The 20,958-nt window shown below is 54.7% G+C and carries 22 protein-coding genes, 1 tRNA gene and 1 pseudogene; 6 read left to right on the forward strand and 18 right to left on the reverse strand.

Annotated features, from left to right (window positions below; genetic code table 11):
• Positions 1–86 precede the first annotated feature (86 nt).
• The 10 genes from ABYP39_RS08530 to ffh form a co-directional block, all read right to left on the reverse strand.
• Positions 87–1,394, reverse strand: a complete 1,308-nt coding sequence (locus tag ABYP39_RS08530; protein WP_372747241.1) for a homoserine dehydrogenase — start codon at positions 1,392–1,394, stop codon at positions 87–89.
• Between the two features lie 168 nt (positions 1,395–1,562).
• Positions 1,563–2,759, reverse strand: coding sequence for an alanine transaminase (gene alaC / locus ABYP39_RS08535; protein WP_372747240.1), 1,197 nt, complete (start codon positions 2,757–2,759; stop codon positions 1,563–1,565).
• Positions 2,760–2,788: 29 nt separating this feature from the next.
• Positions 2,789–3,529: a DsbC family protein gene (locus tag ABYP39_RS08540; protein ID WP_372758313.1), complete on the reverse strand. Its 741-nt coding sequence runs from the start codon at positions 3,527–3,529 to the stop codon at positions 2,789–2,791.
• A gap of 69 nt (positions 3,530–3,598) precedes the next feature.
• On the reverse strand, positions 3,599–4,477 hold the full coding sequence (gene xerD, locus ABYP39_RS08545) for a site-specific tyrosine recombinase XerD (protein WP_372782062.1): 879 nt from the start codon (positions 4,475–4,477) through the stop codon (positions 3,599–3,601).
• Positions 4,478–4,536: 59 nt separating this feature from the next.
• Entirely contained in the window at positions 4,537–6,309 is a 1,773-nt protein-coding gene (locus tag ABYP39_RS08550) for an SLC13 family permease (protein ID WP_372782064.1), read from the reverse strand.
• Between the two features lie 223 nt (positions 6,310–6,532).
• A complete protein-coding gene (rplS, locus tag ABYP39_RS08555) occupies positions 6,533–6,889 on the reverse strand; it encodes a 50S ribosomal protein L19 (protein ID WP_372747236.1) in 357 nt (118 codons plus the stop codon).
• A 33-nt stretch (positions 6,890–6,922) separates the two neighbouring features.
• Entirely contained in the window at positions 6,923–7,663 is a 741-nt protein-coding gene (gene trmD / locus ABYP39_RS08560) for a tRNA (guanosine(37)-N1)-methyltransferase TrmD (protein ID WP_372758311.1), read from the reverse strand.
• A 4-nt stretch (positions 7,664–7,667) separates the two neighbouring features.
• Positions 7,668–8,198 carry a ribosome maturation factor RimM gene (rimM, locus tag ABYP39_RS08565; RefSeq protein ID WP_372747234.1) on the reverse strand — a complete coding sequence of 177 codons (531 nt, stop codon included), beginning with the start codon at positions 8,196–8,198 and terminating at the stop codon, positions 7,668–7,670.
• A 21-nt stretch (positions 8,199–8,219) separates the two neighbouring features.
• Entirely contained in the window at positions 8,220–8,480 is a 261-nt protein-coding gene (rpsP, locus tag ABYP39_RS08570; protein ID WP_372747233.1) for a 30S ribosomal protein S16, read from the reverse strand.
• Positions 8,481–8,700: 220 nt separating this feature from the next.
• Positions 8,701–10,089 carry a signal recognition particle protein gene (ffh, locus tag ABYP39_RS08575; protein WP_372782066.1) on the reverse strand — a complete coding sequence of 463 codons (1,389 nt, stop codon included), beginning with the start codon at positions 10,087–10,089 and terminating at the stop codon, positions 8,701–8,703.
• Between the two features lie 171 nt (positions 10,090–10,260).
• Here ffh and ABYP39_RS08580 point away from each other — a divergent pair, with 171 nt between their 5' ends.
• From ABYP39_RS08580 to ABYP39_RS08590, 3 genes are all read left to right on the forward strand, one after another.
• Positions 10,261–11,055: an inner membrane protein YpjD gene (locus tag ABYP39_RS08580; RefSeq protein WP_372782068.1), complete on the forward strand. Its 795-nt coding sequence runs from the start codon at positions 10,261–10,263 to the stop codon at positions 11,053–11,055.
• 66 nt (positions 11,056–11,121) lie between these two features.
• Positions 11,122–12,408, forward strand: coding sequence for an HlyC/CorC family transporter (locus ABYP39_RS08585; protein WP_372747230.1), 1,287 nt, complete (start codon positions 11,122–11,124; stop codon positions 12,406–12,408).
• Positions 12,409–12,498: 90 nt separating this feature from the next.
• On the forward strand, positions 12,499–12,957 hold the full coding sequence (locus tag ABYP39_RS08590) for a nitroreductase/quinone reductase family protein (protein WP_372747229.1): 459 nt from the start codon (positions 12,499–12,501) through the stop codon (positions 12,955–12,957).
• 22 nt (positions 12,958–12,979) lie between these two features.
• On the opposite strand, the gene ABYP39_RS08595 is transcribed toward ABYP39_RS08590, so the two are convergent.
• The 7 genes from ABYP39_RS08595 to queA are packed head-to-tail and all read right to left on the reverse strand — an operon-like array spanning position 12,980 to position 17,503.
• Positions 12,980–13,702 (reverse strand): hypothetical protein, encoded by a 723-nt coding sequence (locus ABYP39_RS08595; protein ID WP_372747228.1) that lies wholly within the window; start codon positions 13,700–13,702, stop codon positions 12,980–12,982.
• A gap of 18 nt (positions 13,703–13,720) precedes the next feature.
• On the reverse strand, positions 13,721–13,861 hold the full coding sequence (locus ABYP39_RS08600; RefSeq protein ID WP_372782070.1) for a DUF1289 domain-containing protein: 141 nt from the start codon (positions 13,859–13,861) through the stop codon (positions 13,721–13,723).
• A gap of 38 nt (positions 13,862–13,899) precedes the next feature.
• Entirely contained in the window at positions 13,900–14,424 is a 525-nt protein-coding gene (locus tag ABYP39_RS08605) for a gamma carbonic anhydrase family protein (RefSeq protein ID WP_372747226.1), read from the reverse strand.
• The gene (locus ABYP39_RS08610) at positions 14,421–15,023 is read right to left on the reverse strand and encodes a CoA pyrophosphatase (RefSeq protein WP_372782072.1); all 603 of its coding nucleotides are present in this window, start codon (positions 15,021–15,023) and stop codon (positions 14,421–14,423) included. Before ABYP39_RS08610 ends, ABYP39_RS08605 begins: the two co-directional genes overlap by 4 nt.
• A complete protein-coding gene (locus ABYP39_RS08615) occupies positions 15,016–15,333 on the reverse strand; it encodes an NGG1p interacting factor NIF3 (protein ID WP_372782074.1) in 318 nt (105 codons plus the stop codon). The genes ABYP39_RS08610 and ABYP39_RS08615 overlap by 8 nt, the downstream gene beginning before the upstream one ends.
• On the reverse strand, positions 15,321–16,436 hold the full coding sequence (gene tgt / locus ABYP39_RS08620; RefSeq protein WP_372747249.1) for a tRNA guanosine(34) transglycosylase Tgt: 1,116 nt from the start codon (positions 16,434–16,436) through the stop codon (positions 15,321–15,323). The genes ABYP39_RS08615 and tgt overlap by 13 nt, the downstream gene beginning before the upstream one ends.
• A gap of 20 nt (positions 16,437–16,456) precedes the next feature.
• Positions 16,457–17,503, reverse strand: coding sequence for a tRNA preQ1(34) S-adenosylmethionine ribosyltransferase-isomerase QueA (gene queA, locus ABYP39_RS08625; RefSeq protein WP_372782076.1), 1,047 nt, complete (start codon positions 17,501–17,503; stop codon positions 16,457–16,459).
• 123 nt (positions 17,504–17,626) lie between these two features.
• On the opposite strand from queA, the gene ABYP39_RS08630 reads away from it, so the two are divergent.
• The 3 genes from ABYP39_RS08630 (at position 17,627) to ABYP39_RS08640 (ending at position 20,697) form a co-directional block, all read left to right on the forward strand.
• A tRNA-Leu gene (locus ABYP39_RS08630) sits at positions 17,627–17,713 on the forward strand.
• Between the two features lie 323 nt (positions 17,714–18,036).
• Positions 18,037–18,639, forward strand: a complete 603-nt coding sequence (locus ABYP39_RS08635) for a PaaI family thioesterase (protein WP_372750435.1) — start codon at positions 18,037–18,039, stop codon at positions 18,637–18,639.
• A gap of 15 nt (positions 18,640–18,654) precedes the next feature.
• Positions 18,655–20,697, forward strand: coding sequence for a TonB-dependent receptor (locus ABYP39_RS08640; RefSeq protein ID WP_372782078.1), 2,043 nt, complete (start codon positions 18,655–18,657; stop codon positions 20,695–20,697).
• A gap of 49 nt (positions 20,698–20,746) precedes the next feature.
• On the opposite strand, the pseudogene ABYP39_RS08645 reads toward ABYP39_RS08640, so the two are convergent.
• Positions 20,747–20,958, reverse strand: a pseudogene (locus tag ABYP39_RS08645) (tryptophan--tRNA ligase); the annotation flags it as partial.

The raw sequence follows: 20,958 nt of genomic DNA on the forward strand, positions 1-20,958 counted from the left end.
ATCGTTTGCCTTCGTCTTTATCTAAAGTGGGAGCCAGCCTTACGGTAAATCAGCCCCGTGCTTTTACTGGTGCTCACTTGCACTCATCAACCTGCCAGAGATTCAACCCGGATGCGCACTACTTCTTCAGCAATGCTATCGAGCGCCTGAATCTGCTCCACAGCGCTCATCAAGGCTTTTTCCTGAGCAATGTTGGTCAATAGAATCACTGGCACGTGATCAGCGCCTTCTGCTGGCTGCTTCTGAATCAACGCTTCAATGCTGATGCCCGCATTGCTGAGAATCTGGGCAATTTGCGACAACACGCCCGGCTTATCGAGCGCAGACATTCTCAAATAGTAGGCGCTGTGTACATCCTCGATGGCCATAACCGGATGATCACTCAAGGTATCAGGATGGAACGCCAGATACGGTACACGATGCTGAGGCTCTGCCGTGAGCGTACGCGCCACATCGACCACGTCAGCCACCACGGATGAGGCGGTAGGTTCGCTACCCGCACCGGGGCCGTAATAAAGCGTTGGGCCAACCGCATCGGCCTTGACCAGAATGGCATTCATCACGCCATTTACATTGGCGATCAGGCGTTTTTCAGGGATCAGGGTGGGATGTACCCGCAGTTCAATACCCCTGTCATCGCACCGCGCGATACCCAGATGCTTGATCCGGTAGCCCAGCTCTTCTGCGTAGTTCACGTCGTCAGTAGAGATGCGGGTAATACCCTCGGTATATACCTTGTCAAATTGCAACGGTATGCCAAACGCGATAGACGCCAGAATGACCAGCTTGTGAGCGGCGTCGATACCTTCCACATCAAAGGTGGGGTCTGCTTCGGCATAACCCAGTGCCTGAGCCTCTGCCAGCACATCGGCGAAATCACGCCCCTTTTCACGCATTTCCGTGAGGATGAAATTCCCGGTGCCATTGATGATGCCAGCCAGCCACTCCACCTGGTTGGCCGCCAGCCCTTCACGCAGGGCCTTGATAATCGGAATACCGCCGGCAACTGCCGCTTCAAACGCCACGCTGACGCCTTTTTCCTGAGCGGCTGCAAATATCTCGTTTCCGTACTCGGCAATCAACGCCTTGTTGGCCGTAACCACATGCTTGCCGTTGGCAATAGCCTCGAGAATCAGCTCGCGCGCAACCGTGGTGCCGCCAATAAGTTCCACCACTACATCAATATCGGGATTACGGGCTACATCGAAAATATCGCGAGTGATCGGCACATTACCGGTATCGCATGAGGGGTTATCGCGGCGCGCTCCAATCTGGGCTACCACAACATCAGCTCCCACCCGGGCGCGAATGGAATCGCGATTACGCGTCAGAACATTAAACGTACCGCTGCCCACGGTACCCAAACCACAAATGCCTACCTTGACGGGATTCAAGCTGCCTCTCCTCGCTGCGCACGTATGTCCGGCCATTGCCGGACGGCGAAAATTAAGGCGCGTATTCTAGCTTGATTTGGGAGGTATTACACGCGGGAGGGGCGCGATCGACGGCCGATTCTGCCCATTCAGGGCGAGATATCGAAGCCCCCGTTTTCGCAGCGGCGATCAGACAACCGATGGCTGACCGTCTTCGCGCATCATCCGCTTGATATTCCGCAGGGCCTGGCGGGTTCGCTGTTCATTCTCAATCAGGCCAAATCGCACATAGCCTTCACCGTATTCACCAAAACCAATGCCCGGCGACACTGCAACCTTCGCCTCTACCAGCAACTTTTTGGCAAATTCCAACGAACCTAATGCGCGATAGGCTTCTGGAATAGGCGCCCAAACAAACATCGTCGCTTTCGGCGGTGTCACTGTCCAACCCAGATCATTAAGCCCCTGGCAGAGTACATCGCGACGTTTCTGGTAGAGCTGGCGTATTTCTTCCACGCAAGCCTGATCCGCTTCAAGCGCGTGAATAGCTGCCACTTGGATAGGGGTGAACATGCCGTAATCGAGATAGGACTTCATTCTTGCCAGAGCGGCGATCAGCGTTCGGTTGCCACAACAGAAACCCACGCGCCAGCCGGGCATATTGTAGCTTTTGGACAGGGAGAAAAATTCGACGGCTATATCCTTGGCTCCCTCCACCTGCAAAATAGACGGCGCTTGATACCCGTCGTAGACAAGGTCGGCATAGGCAAGATCCTGAACCACCCAAATTTCGTGCTCTCGGGCTACTTTGACAACCTTCTCGAAAAACGCCAACTCGACACAATGCGTCGTGGGATTGGCCGGGAAGTTCAATACCAGCATCTTTGGTTTGGGCCAGCTGTTGCGGATGGCCTGCTCCAATTCCTCGAAAAAACTGCTTTCGTCACTCATCGGCACGTGGCGGATATCGGCGCCTGCGATCACAAAGCCGTAGGGGTGGATTGGATACGAGGGGTTGGGCACCAGAATCGCATCACCCGGCCCGGTTGTCGCCAGCGCCAGATGGGCCAGCCCCTCTTTGGACCCCAGTGTCACTATCGCTTCTGAGTCGGGATCGATAGCAACGTCGTAGCGCCGCCGATACCAGTCGCTGATCGCCTTGCGCAGCCGGGGAATACCCCGCGACTGGGAATAGCGATGGGTATCGCTCCGCTGGGCGGTCTCGGTCAACTTGTCGACGATATGCTGCGGCGTTGGTTGATCCGGGTTACCCATCCCAAAATCAATCACATCCTCGCCGCGCGCCCGTGCCGCTTGCTTCAACTCACCAATGATATTAAAGACATAGGGCGGCAGTCGGCTGATACGGCTGAATTGATCCTGCACGGGCGTTCCTTAAAGAGTGACAGTAATAGTTATTTCCCTTCAATCGCCACGCGAGCCAAGTCGCCTGCCGGCATATAGCCAGGGACCAGCTCACCGCGCGTAGTGATAATAGCCGGCGTTCCGGTCACACCCATCTCACCACCCAGCATATACTGGTCAGTCACCGGGTTATCACAGGTTGCCGTCGGAATGCTCTGGTTGTTTTTTAGTTTGGTAAGCGCATCCTGGCGATCCTTGGCGCACCAGGCAGAAACCATTTTCGGCGTGGTTCTGGATTGATCACCGCGCGGCAGATCGCGCGGATAGGCAAGATAGCGCACTTCAACACCCAATTTATTCAGCTCAGGAACCTCATTGTGCAGCTTGCGGCAATAGCCACAATCGACATCGGTAAACACGTAGATAGCACTTTTGGTTTTACCCTCTGCCGGGAAAACTATCATCTCGTCATTGCTGACCCGAGCCATACGTTGCTTTCGGAACTCTTCGCGCTCACGCTCTGCGATATTCACAAAACCACCGGGCGCCAGTTGGTACAGATCGCCGGTAATAAAAAACTTGCCGTCTTCCGTGGCGTAGACCGTTGGGCCATCTTTGAGCCGAACCTCGTAAAGCCCCTGAACATCGCTGGCTTTCACGCTTTCGAGCTGAATATCCGGACGGCTCTTGCCGAAAGCCTGACGGATGGTTTCGGTCGGCGAAGCGGCCTGTACCGACAGTGCCAATAATGCTGCACCGAGAATGCCGGCACGAAGAAGAAATTGAATCATGAAAAAAACCTTTCAGTTCTAGGATTAACAGTTTGGAAAGCAGAAACCTGAAACAGTTCCGAAGGGCAATTAACCCCGAGGGTGATGCTGCTGGTGCAATTGCTTCATTCGCTCTCTCGCAACATGAGTGTATATCTGTGTGGTGCTCAGGTCACTATGCCCCAACAACAATTGGACAACCCGCAGATCCGCACCGTGATTGATGAGATGTGTAGCGAAGGCGTGCCGCAGGGTATGTGGCGACAGGTTAACCCGAATGTTCGCGCGCTGCGCGTAAACCTTTACCCTGTGCCAGAAAGTCTGACGCGTCATCAGGGTCCCGCGCCGGCTCGGAAACAGTACATCCCCGGTACGCGTCAGTTCTGCACGGCCCCTAGACAGATATTGCTGCAGCCAGTACAGCGCCTCTTCCCCCATCGGCACCAAGCGCTCCTTACTACCCTTACCCATGACCTTGACCACACCCTGATGCACATTGAGCTGATGCAGGCTCAGGCCCACCAGTTCAGACACCCTCAATCCAGTAGCGTACAGCAACTCCAGCATCGCCTTATCGCGAAGCTCCAGCGCAACGGAGGTATCAGGCTGGGCCAGCAGGGCATCAACGTCTTCTTCACTCAGGGATTTAGGTAGGGGACGGCCGATACGGGGCGAATCAATATTCACCGTTGGGTCGACACTGATCCGGTTTTCTCGCACAAAATAGCGATAAAATCCGCGTAGGCAGGACAGCATCCGCGCCGAACTGCGCACCGATTGCCCTCGCCGTGCCAGCTCCCCAAGCCATTCCAACAGGTCGGCACCGGTAGCACGCAGCACCTCTACACCTTTAGCCTCGAGCCAACGCTCAAACTGCACCAGATCGCGACGATAGGACGCCAGCGTGTTATCGCTAAGGCCCTTTTCCAGCCAGATGGCGTCCAGGTACTGATCAATAGCTTGTGTCATGCGAGGAGTTTAGCCGCGCGCGCCAGTCTCGCAAAGCGCCGATCGCGAAAAAGACGCGGTCAAAACGACCACACCAGCGGTATCAGCCCTATCGTGATCACTGCCGCGACGATACTCATGGGCACCCCAAGACGCAGGTAATCCACCAGACTGTATCCCCCCGGCCCCATCACCATCAGGTTAGTTTGATATCCCAACGGTGTCATAAAACTGGCGCTAGCAGCAAACATAATGGCAAAGACAAAGGGTACCGGACTGACACCTAACTGCTCGGCAATACCGGTGGCAATTGGAAACATCAACACAGCGGCAGCGTTATTGGTAACCACCTCGGTAAACAACGCGGTCACCACATAGATTATTGCAAGCGCCAGCCAGGGATTCTCCAAGCCAGAACTGAGCAGTCCGCTCACCAGCCAGCGCGCAGTACCACTGACTTCCATCGCAGTGCCCACCGCAAACGCGGCGCCGATTACCAGCAGCACCTGCAGGTTAACACTCACGTACTGGCGAGCTCTGTTGAGAGATACGCAACCCGCCAAAAGCAATGCGGAAGCGGCCAAGGCTGCAGCCTCCACCACCGACAACCAACCCACAAGGTTAATCAACACCATGGCAACAAGGATAGCCACAGCCAACGGAGCTTTAGCGAAATCCGGCGGTGAAGAATCACTCAAAGGGCTCACCAACAGAAAATCCCGCCGAAATTGATACTGTTCTACGAAGCTCTCACCAGTTTCCAGTAACAGGGTGTCGCCCACCCGTAAAACTGTCTCACCCACCTTACCTGCCAGGCGTTGCCCGTCCCGACTAATACTCAAAATGGCCGCTTGATAGCGGGTGCGAAACGCGCCCTCCTTCACCGAAGTATTGATAGCCGGAAACTCTGGGCCGATCACCACCTCCACCAAGCAGCGCTGGTGATGATAGAGCGAAAGTTTGTGCGCGCCGCCATGTGCGGGCACCAGCCCCTGTATCCGCTGCAACTCTCGGGCGCACTCAGGCGCGCCGACAAAGGTCAGAGTATCCTCTGCTTCCAGCAACATATCTGGCGAGACAGCCGTAAACAGGTTCCCGCCGCGCTCAACCTCCGTCAGATAGCCGTAGGTTAGATTGCGCAGTCCCGCCGCTTCGATCGACCGATTCAGCAGCGGACTGCCTGGCGGGATTCGCATTTCCACCCAATACTCCCGCGCTTTTTCAGCCTGGGTCACAAAACTCTGTTTTTCACGCAGCAGGCGCGGTGCAAAAAAAACTAGAAACGTCGCGCCGACGGCGAACAGCGGTATACCAACCGGCGCCAGATCGAAAATACGAAATCCAGGGTTGCCCTGTTGCTGCCACAAGCCATCGACGACCAGGTTCGTACTGGTACCAATCAGAGTGCACGTACCCCCAAGAATCGCTGCATAGCTCAACGGCAAAAGTAATTGCGAGGCAGAAAACCGCAGGCGCTGCGCCCACTCCTGAACTGCCGGAATCATCATTGCCACCACCGTGGTGTTATTCAAAAAAGCGCTGAGGATACCGGCAGGGAAAATGAGTCGACTCTGGGCACCGCGTGCGGATGTCGGCCGACCCAGCAACACCCGAGACACCCAGTAAATAGCCCCCGTGTCGCGCAATGCCGCAGCGACAACATACAACAGGGCAACCGCAATAAGCCCCGGATTGGAAAAACCCGCCAAGGCTTGTGAAACGTTAATAACATCACTGAGGAGCAAGACCAGAAGGGCGCCCAGCATGATTGCATCAGCCGGCAGTCGATTGGAAACAAGAGCCAAAAAAACAGCCAGCAGAACCAGAAGTGTCAGAGCAATTTGTAACGTCATGAAAAGCGCACTCCAAAGCACGCCAATGAGCAGATGACGCGCATCGTAGAGCCACCCGCCACGAAAAAGACAATACCGTTTCGCTATATCAATATGCTAAAAACCGGGGTCGTATCGAATATTTTTTGAGCTGCACAAAAAATACTCGATACGACCCCGGTTATGCGGCATAAAAAAAGGCACATCCTTGCGGAGGTGCCTTTTGACAAGCAGCTTTCGCGGCTTATTTTGTGTCGAGCTTTTCCTTGATACGCGCTGCCTTGCCGCTGCGCTCGCGCAGGTAGTAAAGCTTGGCTTGGCGCACATCACCACGACGCTTGACGGTAATGCTGTCAACCAGCGGGCTGTGCGTCTGGAAAGTACGCTCAACGCCTACACCGTGAGAAATTTTACGAACTGTGAAAGCCGAGTTGATGCCACGATTGCGCTTGCCCAGCACAACACCTTCAAACGCCTGCAGACGCTCGCGGTTACCTTCTTTAACCTTCACCTGAACTACAACGGTGTCGCCAGGGCTGAATTCCGGCAGGTCCTGCTTGATCTGCTCCGCGTTCAGTTCCGCGATAATTTTGTTGCTCATGGCATGCTCCTCAATAAAGTCATAGCTTCACAGCTATTGGCTAGTCTGCTCGCCTTGATACTCGGCTAACAGCTTTCGTTGCTCATCGTTTAGCGTCACTTTTTCCAGTAAATCCGGGCGACGCTCCCAGGTTCTTGCCAGCGCCTGTTTCAGCCGCCAGCGTCGAATTCTTTCATGATCACCACTGAGCAGCACCGCAGGTACCTGCTCACCCCGGTAGTGTTCCGGGCGGGTGTAGTGCGGGCAATCCAAAAGCCCATCCACAAAGGAGTCTTCCACCGCCGATAGCTCATGCCCCAGTACTCCGGGCAGAAGACGGGCGACTCCGTCTATCATTACCATGCCGGCCAGCTCACCGCCGCTCAACACGTAATCACCGATCGACCACTCTTCGTCGACTTCCGCCTGAATTAGGCGCTCATCCACGCCTTCATAGCGACCGGCCAGTAAAATCCATTCTTCGCGCTGTGCCAATTCTGCCAATGCAGCCTGATCCAGCGTTCGCCCCTGCGGTGACAGATAAGCCACACGGGCTTTTGGCAATGCCTGCCGGGCTGCGCCAATGGCGTCACTCAGCGGCTCAGTCTTCATGACCATGCCTGGCCCACCGCCGTAGGGCCTATCATCTACCGTCTGGTGACGGTCGTGGGTGAAATCCCGAGGGTTCCAGCTATCAAGTGTCAGCAAGCCATTCTTGATGGCGCGACCGGTAACCCCGTAGTCTGTTACCGCTGACAGCATTTCCGGAAACAGGGTGATGAAACCAATTTTCACCGCCCTAAAACTCCGGATCCCACTCCACCACCATTGTGCCGGCGGCGAGGTCAATCTCCCTAATCACCTGGTCCGGCAGATAGGGAATCAGGCGCTCCCGATCATCTATACTGCCCTCACAGGGTGTTACTACCAGCACATCGTTGGCGCCAGTCTCAAGCAAGTGATCAACCTTGCCCAAAAGCAGGTTGTCTCGCCCTGCCTTGACAGACACCAGTAAACCTTCCAACTGATGCCAATAAAACTCGTCGCTGGGTAGCTCTGGCAATTCTTTGCGACTCACTGCCAGCTCACACCCAGCCAATTCCCTTGCCTGCTCCCGGTCTGCAACGCCATCCAGCGCAGCAATCAGGGTTTTACCGTGGCGCCGCCCTTCCAGAATCGTGACGGGCTGCCACTGTCCTGCACGCTTCAGGAACAAAGCCTCGTAATCGAGCAGGTTGGTCATGGGGTCGGTGAAGGAATACAGCTTCACCCACCCTTTGACACCATAAACCGTCGACACCTTGCCAACGGTAATCAGGTCATCCGACATATTCAGATGCCTGACGCTGAATTACGCAGCTTCCTGTTGCGCCTGGCCAGCTTCTTCAACCAGCTTGGCGACACGCTCAGACATTTTGGCACCCAGAGCAACCCAGTGCTCAACACGAGCGGTATCAACGCGCAGACGCTCTTCCTGACCACGGGCAACAGGGTTAAAAAAGCCCACGCGCTCGATAAAACGACCATCGCGAGAATTGCGGCTGTCGGTTACAGTCAGGTGGTAAAACGGACGCTTTTTGGAGCCGCCGCGTGACAAACGAATAGTTACCATGCTTTTGAATTTCCTACGGTTTTCGGCCAACTTCCAGGGAAGCCGGCCCATCTTCAAATCAGTTTCACAGCCCCAGCACTGAACAGGAGCCTTTAAAGGCGCGACATTCTACGGGAAAGCACATTGAAATGGAACGTTTTTTCACCCGCTGAACCCGGACAACCAGGTAACGCACGCCGCCGTCGTGCCAGGCGGCAATCAACCCCCGCTCCCAGGCCGGTTACATTCCGGGGAAACGACCGCCACCGCCCATACCACCGCCGGGGGGCATCATGCCTCCCATACCGCGCATCATATTGGCCATGCCGCCTTTTTTGGTCATTTTCTTCATCATTTTTTGCATCTGCTTGTGCTGCTTAAGCAGACGGTTAAGATCCTGCAGCTCGGTGCCGGACCCCAGTGTAATACGCCTCTTACGCGAGCCGTTTAGAAGATCCGGGTTACGGCGCTCAGCCGGCGTCATCGAGTCAATGATCGCCTCCATCCGCTTGAACATCTTGGTATCAATCTGCGACTGCGCCTGCTGAGCCATCTGCCCCATACCTGGCAGTTTGTCGAGCATGCCAGTGATACCACCCATGTTTTGCATCTGCTGAAGCTGATCCTTGAGATCCTCAAGATCAAACTTCTTGCCTTTCTTGATCTTCTTGGCGAGCTTCTCAGCCTTTTTCTTGTCGAGCTTCTGTTCCGCCTCTTCGATCAGCGAGAGAACATCGCCCATTCCAAGGATTCGCGACGCAATACGATCCGGATAAAAAGTCTCCAGAGCATCGGTTTTCTCGCCCACCCCAAGGAACTTAATCGGTTTGCCAGTGATATGCTTCACCGATAGAGCGGCACCACCACGCGAATCTGCATCCGATTTGGTCAGCACTACCCCAGTTAACGGCAGGGCGTCACTAAACGCTTTGGCGGTATTGGCCGCATCCTGACCCGTCATGGCATCGACCACAAACAAGGTCTCGATAGGTTTGACCGCGGCGTGCAGATCCTTGATCTCCGCCATCATGGCTTCGTCTACCGCCAATCGACCTGCGGTATCGATGATCAGCACGTCTTGAAACTTGAGCTTGGCCTCAGCCACCGCCGCGTTGGCAATATCTACAGGCTTTTGCTCAGCATGGCTTTCGAAAAAGGTCGCACCCACATCGGCAGCCAGGGTCTCCAGCTGTTTGATAGCAGCAGGACGATAAACGTCGGCACTGACCACCATGACCTTTTTCTTTTCTTTTTCTTTCAGATATCGAGCCAGCTTGGCAACTGAGGTGGTTTTACCCGCACCCTGCAAACCCGCCATCAGAATGATTGCTGGCGGCTGCGTGACAAAATTCAGGGGCTCAGCCTGGGAGCCCATAACGCGCTCCAGCTCTTCCTGAACAATTTTGACGAATTGCTGGCCAGGACTCAGGCTTTTGCTGACCTCCTGCCCGACCGCACGCTCGCGCACTATATCGACAAAATCCTTGACCACTGGCAGGGCAACATCGGCCTCTAACAGCGCCTTGCGCACTTCGCGCATGGTATCCTTGATATTGTCCTCGGTCAGGCGGGCCTGGCCGGTTACCGTGCGCAAGGTAGACGATAAACGTTCGGTTAAATTCTCAAACATGCCATTGTGCTCTCTTGCCAGTGCCGCTGCTCTGTCGACAGGGCCTTGTTAACACGCTTACAATCGTGCTCTAAAAATCGAAGGGCAGCATTATAGCGGACTAATCGCCGCAGCCCCACCGCTAACCACCGATTTGCCACGGTCCGACCTGAGGAACACTTGCCAATTATCATGAATACAGCTCTGAGTTTGCTGGCTATTACGCTCTACGCTATCGCAACCGTGCTGCTTTGGCAGGAAATTCGGCAAGGCCACGCTCGCTACAAACTCGCCCTGTTACTGGGCGTTGGCGCCATGTTCTGCCACGGTACCGCCAGTTTTGTGGGAATGATCACCCCAGCCGGCATGAATCTCCGCCTGACGGAAATGAGCGTTTTGATCAGCTGGTTCGTGGTGATGATTACCCTGATCAGTGGCATGCTACGCCCGCTATTGAATATCCTTGTGGTGATATTCCCGTTTACCGCCGCAGTGCTGATTATTACCTTACTGGTGGACACCCCAGCCCGCCTGCTAACCCAGCCTGGCGGCATGATGTTCCACATTATCCTGTCAGTGCTGAGCTACAGCGTCCTGACCATTGCCGCCATCCAGGCCATCGCATTAGCCATTCAGGAATACCGCCTTAAACACCACCAACTACGTGGCATCCTGAAGGCCCTGCCGCCACTGGTCACCATGGAAGAGATGCTGTTCGAATTGGTACTGATCGGCTTTGTACTGCTTACCCTGTCGATTGGCACTGGCTTATTCTATGTAGACGACCTATTTGCCCAACACCTGGTGCACAAAACCGCGTTCACGCTGGTGGCATGGGCCTGCTTTGGCATTTTGCTTATCGGGCGACACCGTATGGGTTGGCGCAGCCGCACCGCCATCCGCTGGACCCTTTGTGCTTTTGCCTTGCTATTGTTGGGCTATGTGGGCTCGAAATTCGTACTGGAAGTGCTGTTACACCGCATCTGAACTTGCCTGTCCGGGCGATTTTCTTCAAGATAGGCGCCCAACAACGATTACGGGGTTTACGGCTTCTTGAACGAGGCACCGCTGGGTTTTCTTTTCGGCCTGATTGGCTTTTTGATCCTCCTCTCTGGTTTCTTCTCTGGTTCTGAAACGGGCATGATGGCGCTAAATCGCTATCGCTTGCGTCATTTGAGCAAGAGTGGTCACAACGGTGCCCGCAAGGCCAGCAAACTGCTGGAGGAGCCGGAGAGCCTGATCAGCGCTATCCTGATCGGCAACAATCTGGTCAATAACCTGGCGGCCGCCACCGCCACGGTGCTCGCAATCCGGCTTTACGGCGACAAGGCCGTTGTACCAGCCTCCATACTGCTTACCTTGGTTTTCCTTATTTTTGCGGAAATCATCCCTAAAACCATCGCCGCGTATAAAGCTGAGGCGGTGGCATTCAAGGTGAGTTATGTTCTCACCCCGCTCAAAACACTGCTGCACCCAGTAATCTGGGTAATCAACCGCTTTATTCACGGTTTTTTGCGGCTCACCGGTTTCGAGGCGAAAAGCGACGCCGAACACCTGAGCATCGATGAATTACGCACCATCGTTGGCGAAGCTGGCCAGATGATCCCGCCGCGCCACCAGCATATGCTGATGAACATACTCGACCTTGAACAGGTCACCGTGGATGACATCATGATTCCCCGCAACGAGGTGTACGGCATTGATCTGGACGACGCACCGGAGATCATTCGCTCTCGCCTGCAGGAGTCCGAATTTACCCGCATGCCGGTATTCCGCGAAGACATCAACAATATTGTGGGCATCCTGCATCAGCGCGATGTGATCAGCAGCATCAACGCTCAGGGCGAAATTGACCTGAATAAGCTAATGGGGATCATCAAAGAACCCTACTTTGTGCCGGAAAGCACCCCGCTGCACACCCAGCTCTTTAACTTTCAGAAACACAAGCACCGCCAGGGAGTGGTCGTGGATGAATACGGTGTGGTGCAAGGCATCGTCACGCTGGAAGACCTGCTGGAAGAAATTGTCGGCGAATTCACCTCCAATCTGCTCGAAGATATCAATCAGGATATCGTGTCGCTAAAAGATGGCACCCACCGCATCGACGGCACCGCCACCATTCGCGACGTCAACAAATCACTGAAATGGGAGCTGCCCACCGATGGCCCCAAAACACTGAACGGGCTGCTATTGGAGCATCTTGAATCCTTCCCCGATGGCCCTTGCTGCGTGAAACTTAATGGCTGCCGCTTTGAAATTGAGGCTTTGAAAGACAATCGTATTGAAAGCGTTCTCGCCTGGAAACCCAGTAAAAAGACCAAGAAACGGAAAAAAACCTGAACCAGGCCTGTGCATTTTACACTTTGACGACGACGCACCTGTTCAGGTTTACTCAGGCCTTTCCTGAATCCTTTGCAGGGAGCGCGACAGATGAAGATAGATATTCCCGAATACATGCCAGACTGGATCAAGCAACATATCCAGCTCTACCTTGAAAACCCTGAAAAAGCCCACCTGTGGGATAGCAGCCTTGGCGGCGGTTCCGGCCTGTTGCACACTCTATTATTGATCACTCGCGGCCGTAAAAGCGGAGAACTGCGCCCACTGCCGTTGATTTACGGTGAAGACAACGGCAACTATATTGTTATTGCCTCAAAAGGCGGCTCACCGGATCACCCGGCCTGGTACCTCAATCTGCAGAGCACGCCCGAGTGCGAAATTCGTGTTGGCACCAAGCGCATGAATGCTCTGGCACGCTCTGCTGACGCTCACGAACGCCAGCATCTCTGGGAGAAAATGGCCAAGCTCTACCCACCCTACGACGACTACCAGCAAGCCGCCGGAGTGCGGGAAATCCCAGTAGTGATTCTAGAACCCCTTAACCGCTAACAGAGGTCACTAGCTGACGCAGCTAACGAGCGGCGCGACGCAACGTTCTTTTTATGGAATGCGAAATCGTAGTCCAATCGACTGGAAAAATAATGGGCAATGATTGTCCCTGACGCCACTGCGGGTTTAACCGCTCAAAATTCGCGGTCAGCGCTTGCGCCTCTTCGCTTCGCGCCAGGGATTCGGAGTCAGCCACATTCTGATTAATCACAACACCACGTTCCGGCTGCCAGTCGCGGCCAAAATAGTGACCGGCAAATTCGTGCAAAGCCTGGCGTTCCCAAGGTGTGGTTTTAGCATCATGCAATGCTCGAACATTACCCGTCGATCGCGCCAGTGAAACATAGCTTTGCGGGAAGGCGGTGGTAACGAAATACAGATGTCGCAGGCCATGCCTACGAAAAACCCGCGGCAGAATCAGCCAGGGAGCAATCAGCGTTTTGTAGTGCCCACGATAGGTTTTATCAAAGTAAAAATATTTCGAATACAGCAGTATGCCGCGACGCCCCGCATGATCCACCGGTCGCTGCGCGATGGTAAAGAAGCCACCTAGCTTTCCATCTGACCCATGAAACGATGCCACAATCGAATCATCTGCACTCACAAACTTACGAAAATAAGCCTGATCTTCTGACTCGGTTCGGGCCAGCGATACATAGCGCCGCCGCAATGCCCAGAGCTCCAATACCAGCTCGTCGGATAAGTCTGGCCCGTCTGTCAGACGTATCTTCAACGGTTTTGCCACTGCTCGCTCTCCAGCTAATCAGCTTATGTTGTAACGCCGTTTCATCCGCTGCTGAGCCCGAACAATCACCTCGCGCTTGACCTCATTGGTATACTCGGACCAATCGGTAATTTCCTGCATGGTTCGGTAGCAACCCATGCACAAATCATCTTCATCCAAGGCACATACCGATATACAAGGGGACTTTACAACCTCGGTCATGGCTCAGCCTTGAGTTCCTTGATAAACCGCTGCCCATTTTCCACATAGTGGCTGGCTGACAGCCGCAGTGCCGCCTGTTCGTCTTCCGACAACACCCGTTTGATTTTAGCGGGCGCCCCAAGAACCATAGAACCATCCGGAATCTCAGTACCTTCTGTCACCAACGCATTGGCGCCGATCAGGCACCCCTTGCCAATTTTCGCGCCATTCAATACCACAGCATTGATGCCAATAAGACTGCCATCCCCTACCGTGCAACCATGCAGCATGGCCTTGTGCCCAACAGTGACATCCTCGCCAATTTCCAGCGGAAAGCCCGGATCAGCATGCAATACCGAGGCATCCTGAATATTGCTGCGATCGCCAATACTGATACGTTCAGCGTCGCCGCGAATCACCACGTTAAACCAGATACTGACCAGCTCCCCCAGGCTCACATTACCAATGACGGTCGCATTGTGAGCAATAAACTGGTTATCGGCCTTACGCTGCACCGACAGTTCACCAAGACTAAAAATCATGAACTTGCTCCCCTTCGGGTTTCCACGGGCAGGCCCGCATCGAGTAATTCATTGAGCACGTCAGCCAGAACCATGGCTGTCACACCCCAAACATCGTACTGTTCAAACTGAAACCGGGCCACCCGCTTGGTAATTCCCTGATCCAGCACATCGACCACCGAAAACAGCTTCCCACTCAGCAATTGGTCGATCGGCACATAAAAGGCGCTATCGAGCTCACCGTAGTTGATGTTGAACTCCAGCTCCGCTGGCACAACACCCAGATAGGGTGTCATACGAATTTTAGTGCGGGTAATACGCTGATCTAACGCCCCGAGACAAGTGAAATGTTCTGCCGGAATTCCAACCTCTTCTTCCATCTCTCGGACCGCTGTGTGCAGCAGGTCATAATCATCCTCATCCTGCTTTCCGCCGGGAAAGGCTATTTCCCCCGCGTGCAGACTCAAGTGCGGTGAACGCTGCGTCAGGAGCACCCCCGGCTTAGCGTCATCGGAAATCGCCACCACTACGGCGGCATCCGGATAGTCACCGGCGATGGTTTGGGGCTGATAGCCCTCGATGCGAGACTTCAGCGTCTGAATTACCGATGAATCAGCCATCGATATCCACCAGCTGAATCACCTCGAATGCCGGTTCCTCGTAGGGGTGGGCCTGCCGTAAGGCACCTACTACTGCGCTTAGCAGCGACGGCTCACACAGCATCTCCACCCGGTATTCTGCAACGGTTTCAACCGCGCCCTGGGTACCAATAAAAGGGCTGCTACCCTTCATAGGGCGAAACTGCCCTTGCCCGCGTGTTTGCCAGGCGCAGCAGTCATAATCGCCTTGGCGCCCTGCGCCTGCCTCAAACAGGGCATTTTTTACTTCTTCAACATGGGTTTCAGGTATGAAAACAATCAGCTTGTACACCGTTCCTCCCGTTGCTGGCTTTCGTAAAATTCATCGGCAAACGCGTCCAGCGTGTTGTTCTCGATCGCCGCACGAATGCCTGCCATGTGCGTCTGATAAAAGCGCAGGTTGTGGATGGTATTCAATTGCGCCCCTAATATTTCCTTGCAGCGATCCAGGTGATGCAGGTAGCCGCGCGAGAAATTCTGGCAGGTGTAACAATCACAGTTTTCATCCAGCGGCGCCGTGCTTTGCTTATGGCGCGCATTGCGAATTTTGATTACCCCGCCCGATGTAAACAAGTGGCCATTGCGCGCATTGCGCGTTGGCATGACACAATCGAACATGTCGACGCCGCGCCGTACCGCCTCGAGAATATCTTCCGGCTTACCCACTCCCATCAAATAGCGGGGCCTGTCTGCGGGCATGGTGTGTGCCAGGTGGTCCAACACATTGAGCATATCGTCCTTGGGTTCACCGACTGACAACCCACCAATGGCGTAGCCGTCAAAACCAATATCAACCAGACCTTTAAGAGACTCCTCACGCAACGCTGGGTACATACCTCCCTGCACGATACCAAACAATGCAGAAGGGTGATCACCGTGGGCATCGCGGCTGCGCGCAGCCCAACGCAATGACAACTCCATGGATTCTCGAGCCTGCCTCTGCGTTGCCGGATAAGGCGTACACTCGTCAAAAATCATGACAATGTCGGACCCTAGATCGTGCTGCACCGCAATCGAGGTTTCAGGGTCGAGATAGACCTTGCTGCCGTCCACCGGCGACTGAAAGCCCACACCAGCCTCGGTAATCTTGCGCAGCTTACCTAGACTCCACACCTGGAAGCCGCCAGAATCGGTAAGAATCGGGCCATCCCAGCCACTGAAATCATGAAGATCGCCGTGAGCCTTTACCACTTCCGTACCCGGCCGCAGCATCAGGTGGAAGGTATTGCCCAGAATGATCTCCGCACCGATCTCACGAATATCCCTCGGCAGCATGCCCTTCACTGTGCCATAGGTTCCTACCGGCATAAAAGCGGGCGTCTGCACCGTACCGCGACTAAAACTCAGTTCACCGCGCCGGGCTTCGCCATCACTGGCACTGACAGAAAACTGCATATCACACTGGCGAGACACGCTCAGACTCCTTGGCTGGGAAACACCAGCATGGCATCTCCATAACTGAAAAACCGGTAGCGCTCCGCCACCGCTTGCCGGTAGGCATCAAGCACCGCTTCGCGACCGGCAAAGGCACTGACCAGCATGATGAGGGTTGATTCTGGCAAATGAAAATTGGTCAGCAACGCGTCCACACTGCGAAAGCGATACCCCGGATAAATGAAAATGTCACTCTCACCCGCATAGGGCGCAAGCTCACCCGAGCGCGACGCCGTTTCCAGGCTACGCACCGAGGTGGTCCCCACAGCCACTACACGGCCGCCGCGCTCCCTGGTCGTGCGCACGGCCTCACAAACCTCTTGGCTGACCTCAAGGTATTCAGAATGCATCTGGTGATCGCGAATATCGTCAACACGAACCGGCTGAAAAGTGCCCGCCCCCACATGCAGGGTGACAAAGGCCGTGTCGACACCCTTCACTTTCAGCGTCTCTAGCAAGGTATCGGTAAAATGCAAACCAGCTGTCGGCGCAGCGACGGCTCCCGGTTTTTGCGCATACACCGTTTGATAGCGCTCTTGGTCAAGCTGCTCATCGGCGCGGTCAATATACGGTGGCAGCGGCATGTGACCGATGGCTTCCAGAACTGCGATTACCGGCTTTTCGAATGCCAGTTCAAACAGCTGTCCCTGGCGGTCGATCATCGTACATTCGGCAAGGGGTTCGGTGCCGTGGTTGCGCACCAGATGCAATCGCGCCCCAGGCTTGGGCGATTTACTTGACCGTATGTGGGCCAACGCACTGTATTCACCTGTCACACGCTCTATCAACAATTCTAGCTTGCCGCCGCTTTCTTTGTGGCCATAGAGGCGCCCGGGAATCACCCGCGTGTTGTTAAACACCAGCAGATCGCCAGCGCACAGATAGTCAGCCAGTTCTGGAAACTGCCGGTGCTCAACCTGATGTTGCGCACCGTCCAGCACCAGCAATCGGCTTTGGTCACGTTGCGCCGCCGGATAGCGCGCAATCAGTTCATCTGGCAGGTCAAAATGGAAATCGCGGGTTTTCATGGAGGATATCGTTCATAAAACAGGCGCGCAGGTTACCGGAAATCGCGTTTTGCCTCCAGTTACGCACAGAAACCTTTGACCGCCGGTGTGAGATTGCTATAATCGCGCGCTCTTTCATCCTGTGCCAGAGTGGTGAAATTGGTAGACACAGGGGATTCAAAATCCCCCGCCGTAAAAAGCGTGCCGGTTCGAGTCCGGCCTCTGGTACCATCTAAACAGTTTTACCGAAGCTATTCGCTGAAGAAATAATCCAGCAAAACCTCCACAGGCCGGACTTGAACCGGCGAGGCTCGACAAATTGCGGCCAGCAATTTGATGAGCGGCGGCAAGCCGCGACGCCCCACGGCGCAATACAGCCCTCAGGCTGTTTTGATTAATCCGGCCTCTAACACCCTCTAATCCGCCATTCACTTATAGATATTCCTGCGCTGACAATTTCCTGCGCAACAGGCAACACCTTCGGCCTGTTTGGTCATTGTCCTCGCGCCGCCCATCCTCGAAACTGCAATGACATCCAATCACACGATAAAGCCATGCAGCCGGAAAATCTCACCGCACTCAACCACTACATCGCTACTTTGCGCCAGACACTGGAACTCAGTGCCAATCTCAACGCTGACACCGAAACACTGAATGCGGCAGCACAACAGCTGCAGCAACTGAACCAGCAGCTCCAACCCCACACCGAACAAAAGCCGCTACCGCAATTTAATATCAATTACGGCGACCGGCTTTCAAGCATACTGCCCTACTCACCGATTTCTGGCGCACTGAACCCCATTGCACCGCCACTGGATGTCATGAGAGACGAGGAGGATTCAACTCGCCTGACCGCGACGCTGACCCTCGGCCGAATTTATGAAGGCCCGCCAGAACTCGTGCACGGATCTGTCGTAGCCGCCATTTACGATCAAATTATGGCTTTTTCAGCCGTCGACCAGAAAGTGGCAGGGTTTACCGCCAATCTCAGCGTTGACTACCTAGCCGGCACGCCGCTATTCGCGCCACTCACGTTCACCAGCTGGGTTGACAGCGTCAACGGGAAAAAGGTGATTGTGAAGGCAGAATGCCACAGTAGTGGTACACTTCTGACCCGCTGTACCGGACTGTTTATTGCTTTTCAGCCCGAATCATAAAAAACAGGGATTACTATGCTTCACTCTACTACTAAAAAGGCATTGGCCTACGCCACACTTCTCGGGCTAACTGCCAATGCCCTCGGGACTGAGCCGGAACAGGTCGTTGTATCAGCTACCCGACTCGAACAGACCCAAACGCCGCTCAGCAGTGTTTCTGTCATTGGCAAACAGGCCATCGACACCGTTTCACACATCCATATCAATGAATTGCTGAACCGTGCTCCCGGCGTATGGGTATCGCGCGGCAACGGCCAGGAACACCTGACCGCGATTCGTTCAGAAGTGCTTACAGGTGGCGGCTCTTGCGGTGCATTCTATATGGCTCAGGACGGTATTCCGTTGCGCGCCCCCGGCTTTTGCAACGTAAATCAGCTGTTTGACGCCAACAGCGAACAAGCGGCCCGAGTGGAAGTAATTCGTGGCCCCGGTACGGCGGTACATGGCTCGAACGCACTGAACGGGGTTATTAATGTGATTACCCGTGCGCCCGGCGAAGAACCATTAACTCGACTCACCGCCGAAGGTGGCCCACACGATTACAGCCGCCTGAAACTGGAGCACAGTCAGGGTAACTCAACTCACCGGGTGGGCATTTATGCCAATGGTGCGCATGACGGCGGTTACAAGGAAGATTCCGGCTTTGATCAGCAAAAGATGACCCTGCGCTACGATTACACCGGCAGCGTCTGGACCAGCCAGAACGTGTTGAGCGCGACCAACCTCAACCAGGAAACAGCAGGCTATGTGTTGGGCCAGGACGCCTACAAAAATGACGACCTGAAAAAATCCAACCCTAATCCCGAAGCCTTCCGCGACAGTCAGAGCGCACGCTTTTACAGTCGCTGGGAGCGCGAAGGCAGCCAGGATACCCATTTTGTCGCAACACCTTATTTGCGCTACACCGAGATGGATTTTCTACAGCACTTCCTGCCCGGTACGCCGCTGGAAGAAAATGGCCAGAAAAGTGTCGGGGTGCAAACCGCGTTTTTCAGCAATCAGGGCGCCCATACCAGCCTGCACTATGGTTTTGACGCGGATCTCACGGAAAGCTATCTGACACAGACTCAGGCTTCAGCATCGTTCACTCGTTTCGGCACGGGGTTTCCCAGCGGCAAACACTACGATTATCAGGTAGACGCCACGACCGCCGCCTGGTTTGTGGGTGGCAACTGGGAACCTAAAGCCGAGCGCGAACTCAATGCTGGCGTACGTTACGAGATTCAGCGTTACGACTACGATAACCTGATGATTGATGGCAGTACCGACGAAAATGGCGTGCCCTGCGCCAGCCCCTGCCGCTATACCCGACCGTCAGATGACAAAGACAACTTCTACAACTGGTCTGGTTATTTAGGTTACCGGGAATCGTTGAGCGACAACGTGGATGCCGTCGCCCATTTCTCGCGGGGGTTCCGCGCGCCGCAGGCCTCAGAGCTGTACCGTCTGCAAGAGGGGCAACTCAATGCCGATCTGGACTCTGAGGAAGTGATCAACGCCGAACTCGGTCTCCGGGGCAACTGGTCCCGCGCGAGCGCGTCAATCACCGCCTATCGTCTCGAAAAAGACAACATTATCCTCCAGGATTCAAACCGTCAGAACTTCAGCAATGGCAAAACCCTGCGTCGCGGCATAGAACTGGAGCTTAGCTGGCACATACGGGAAAATCTTCGCCTAGAGCTACAGGGTAGCTACGCCAAAACCCAGTACGATAATGACGTTCTCGGCGTTGAGGATAATGAATTGGCCACAGCACCACGACAATTGGCCAGCGCCCAGCTGAAATGGCAACCGCTATCTGCAACCAAGGCAGAACTGGAGTGGGTACACGTGGGCGAGCACTATCTCGATGAAGCCAATAGTCGGGAGTATGGGGGCCACGATCTGGTCAATCTGCGTCTTGCCCAGGGGCTGACCAAGGGACTTGAGCTGTCACTGCGGGTTACCAACCTGACCGACGAGGATTATGCGGAGCGAGCAGACTTTGCCTTTGGCAATTACCGCTATTTTATTGGCGAACCGCGTAGTGCTTACGTAGGCATTTCTGCGGAGTTTTAAACTCGGCGTCCATATCGCCTCCCAACAAGGCTGGGAGGCGGAAGCACCCTCAGGCTAGCGGCGGTATGCCCACCGCCGTTTTCACTTTGGCCAACAGCCTCCCCGCTCTTTCCCGCGCTTTCTCAGCACCCTTGCGCAATTGCACATCAACAAAACCAGGGTCGGCCATCAACCGCTCATACTCATCGCGCGCCTCGGCCAGCTCGTCATTAATCAATGCACACAATTCCTTCTTGGCCTGACCCCAGGCAATACCTTCTG

This window comes from Litorivivens sp. (assembly GCF_041625495.1).
Classification (GTDB): Bacteria; Pseudomonadota; Gammaproteobacteria; order Pseudomonadales; family Spongiibacteraceae; genus Litorivivens.

Coding starts and splice junctions, on each gene's coding strand:
- ABYP39_RS08640 (WP_372782078.1), top strand. CDS start 18,655: ATGCTTCACTCTACTACTAAAAAGGCATTGGCCTACGCCACACTTCTC.
- ABYP39_RS08550 (WP_372782064.1), bottom strand. CDS start 6,309: ATGACGTTACAAATTGCTCTGACACTTCTGGTTCTGCTGGCTGTTTTT.
- xerD (WP_372782062.1), bottom strand. CDS start 4,477: ATGACACAAGCTATTGATCAGTACCTGGACGCCATCTGGCTGGAAAAG.
- queA (WP_372782076.1), bottom strand. CDS start 17,503: ATGAAAACCCGCGATTTCCATTTTGACCTGCCAGATGAACTGATTGCG.
- rpsP (WP_372747233.1), bottom strand. CDS start 8,480: ATGGTAACTATTCGTTTGTCACGCGGCGGCTCCAAAAAGCGTCCGTTT.
- ABYP39_RS08540 (WP_372758313.1), bottom strand. CDS start 3,529: ATGATTCAATTTCTTCTTCGTGCCGGCATTCTCGGTGCAGCATTATTG.
- rplS (WP_372747236.1), bottom strand. CDS start 6,889: ATGAGCAACAAAATTATCGCGGAACTGAACGCGGAGCAGATCAAGCAG.
- rimM (WP_372747234.1), bottom strand. CDS start 8,198: ATGTCGGATGACCTGATTACCGTTGGCAAGGTGTCGACGGTTTATGGT.
- ABYP39_RS08580 (WP_372782068.1), top strand. CDS start 10,261: ATGAATACAGCTCTGAGTTTGCTGGCTATTACGCTCTACGCTATCGCA.
- ABYP39_RS08605 (WP_372747226.1), bottom strand. CDS start 14,424: ATGATTTTTAGTCTTGGTGAACTGTCGGTGCAGCGTAAGGCCGATAAC.
- ABYP39_RS08635 (WP_372750435.1), top strand. CDS start 18,037: ATGCAGCCGGAAAATCTCACCGCACTCAACCACTACATCGCTACTTTG.
- ffh (WP_372782066.1), bottom strand. CDS start 10,089: ATGTTTGAGAATTTAACCGAACGTTTATCGTCTACCTTGCGCACGGTA.
- tgt (WP_372747249.1), bottom strand. CDS start 16,436: ATGCAGTTTTCTGTCAGTGCCAGTGATGGCGAAGCCCGGCGCGGTGAA.
- ABYP39_RS08590 (WP_372747229.1), top strand. CDS start 12,499: ATGAAGATAGATATTCCCGAATACATGCCAGACTGGATCAAGCAACAT.
- ABYP39_RS08610 (WP_372782072.1), bottom strand. CDS start 15,023: ATGGCTGATTCATCGGTAATTCAGACGCTGAAGTCTCGCATCGAGGGC.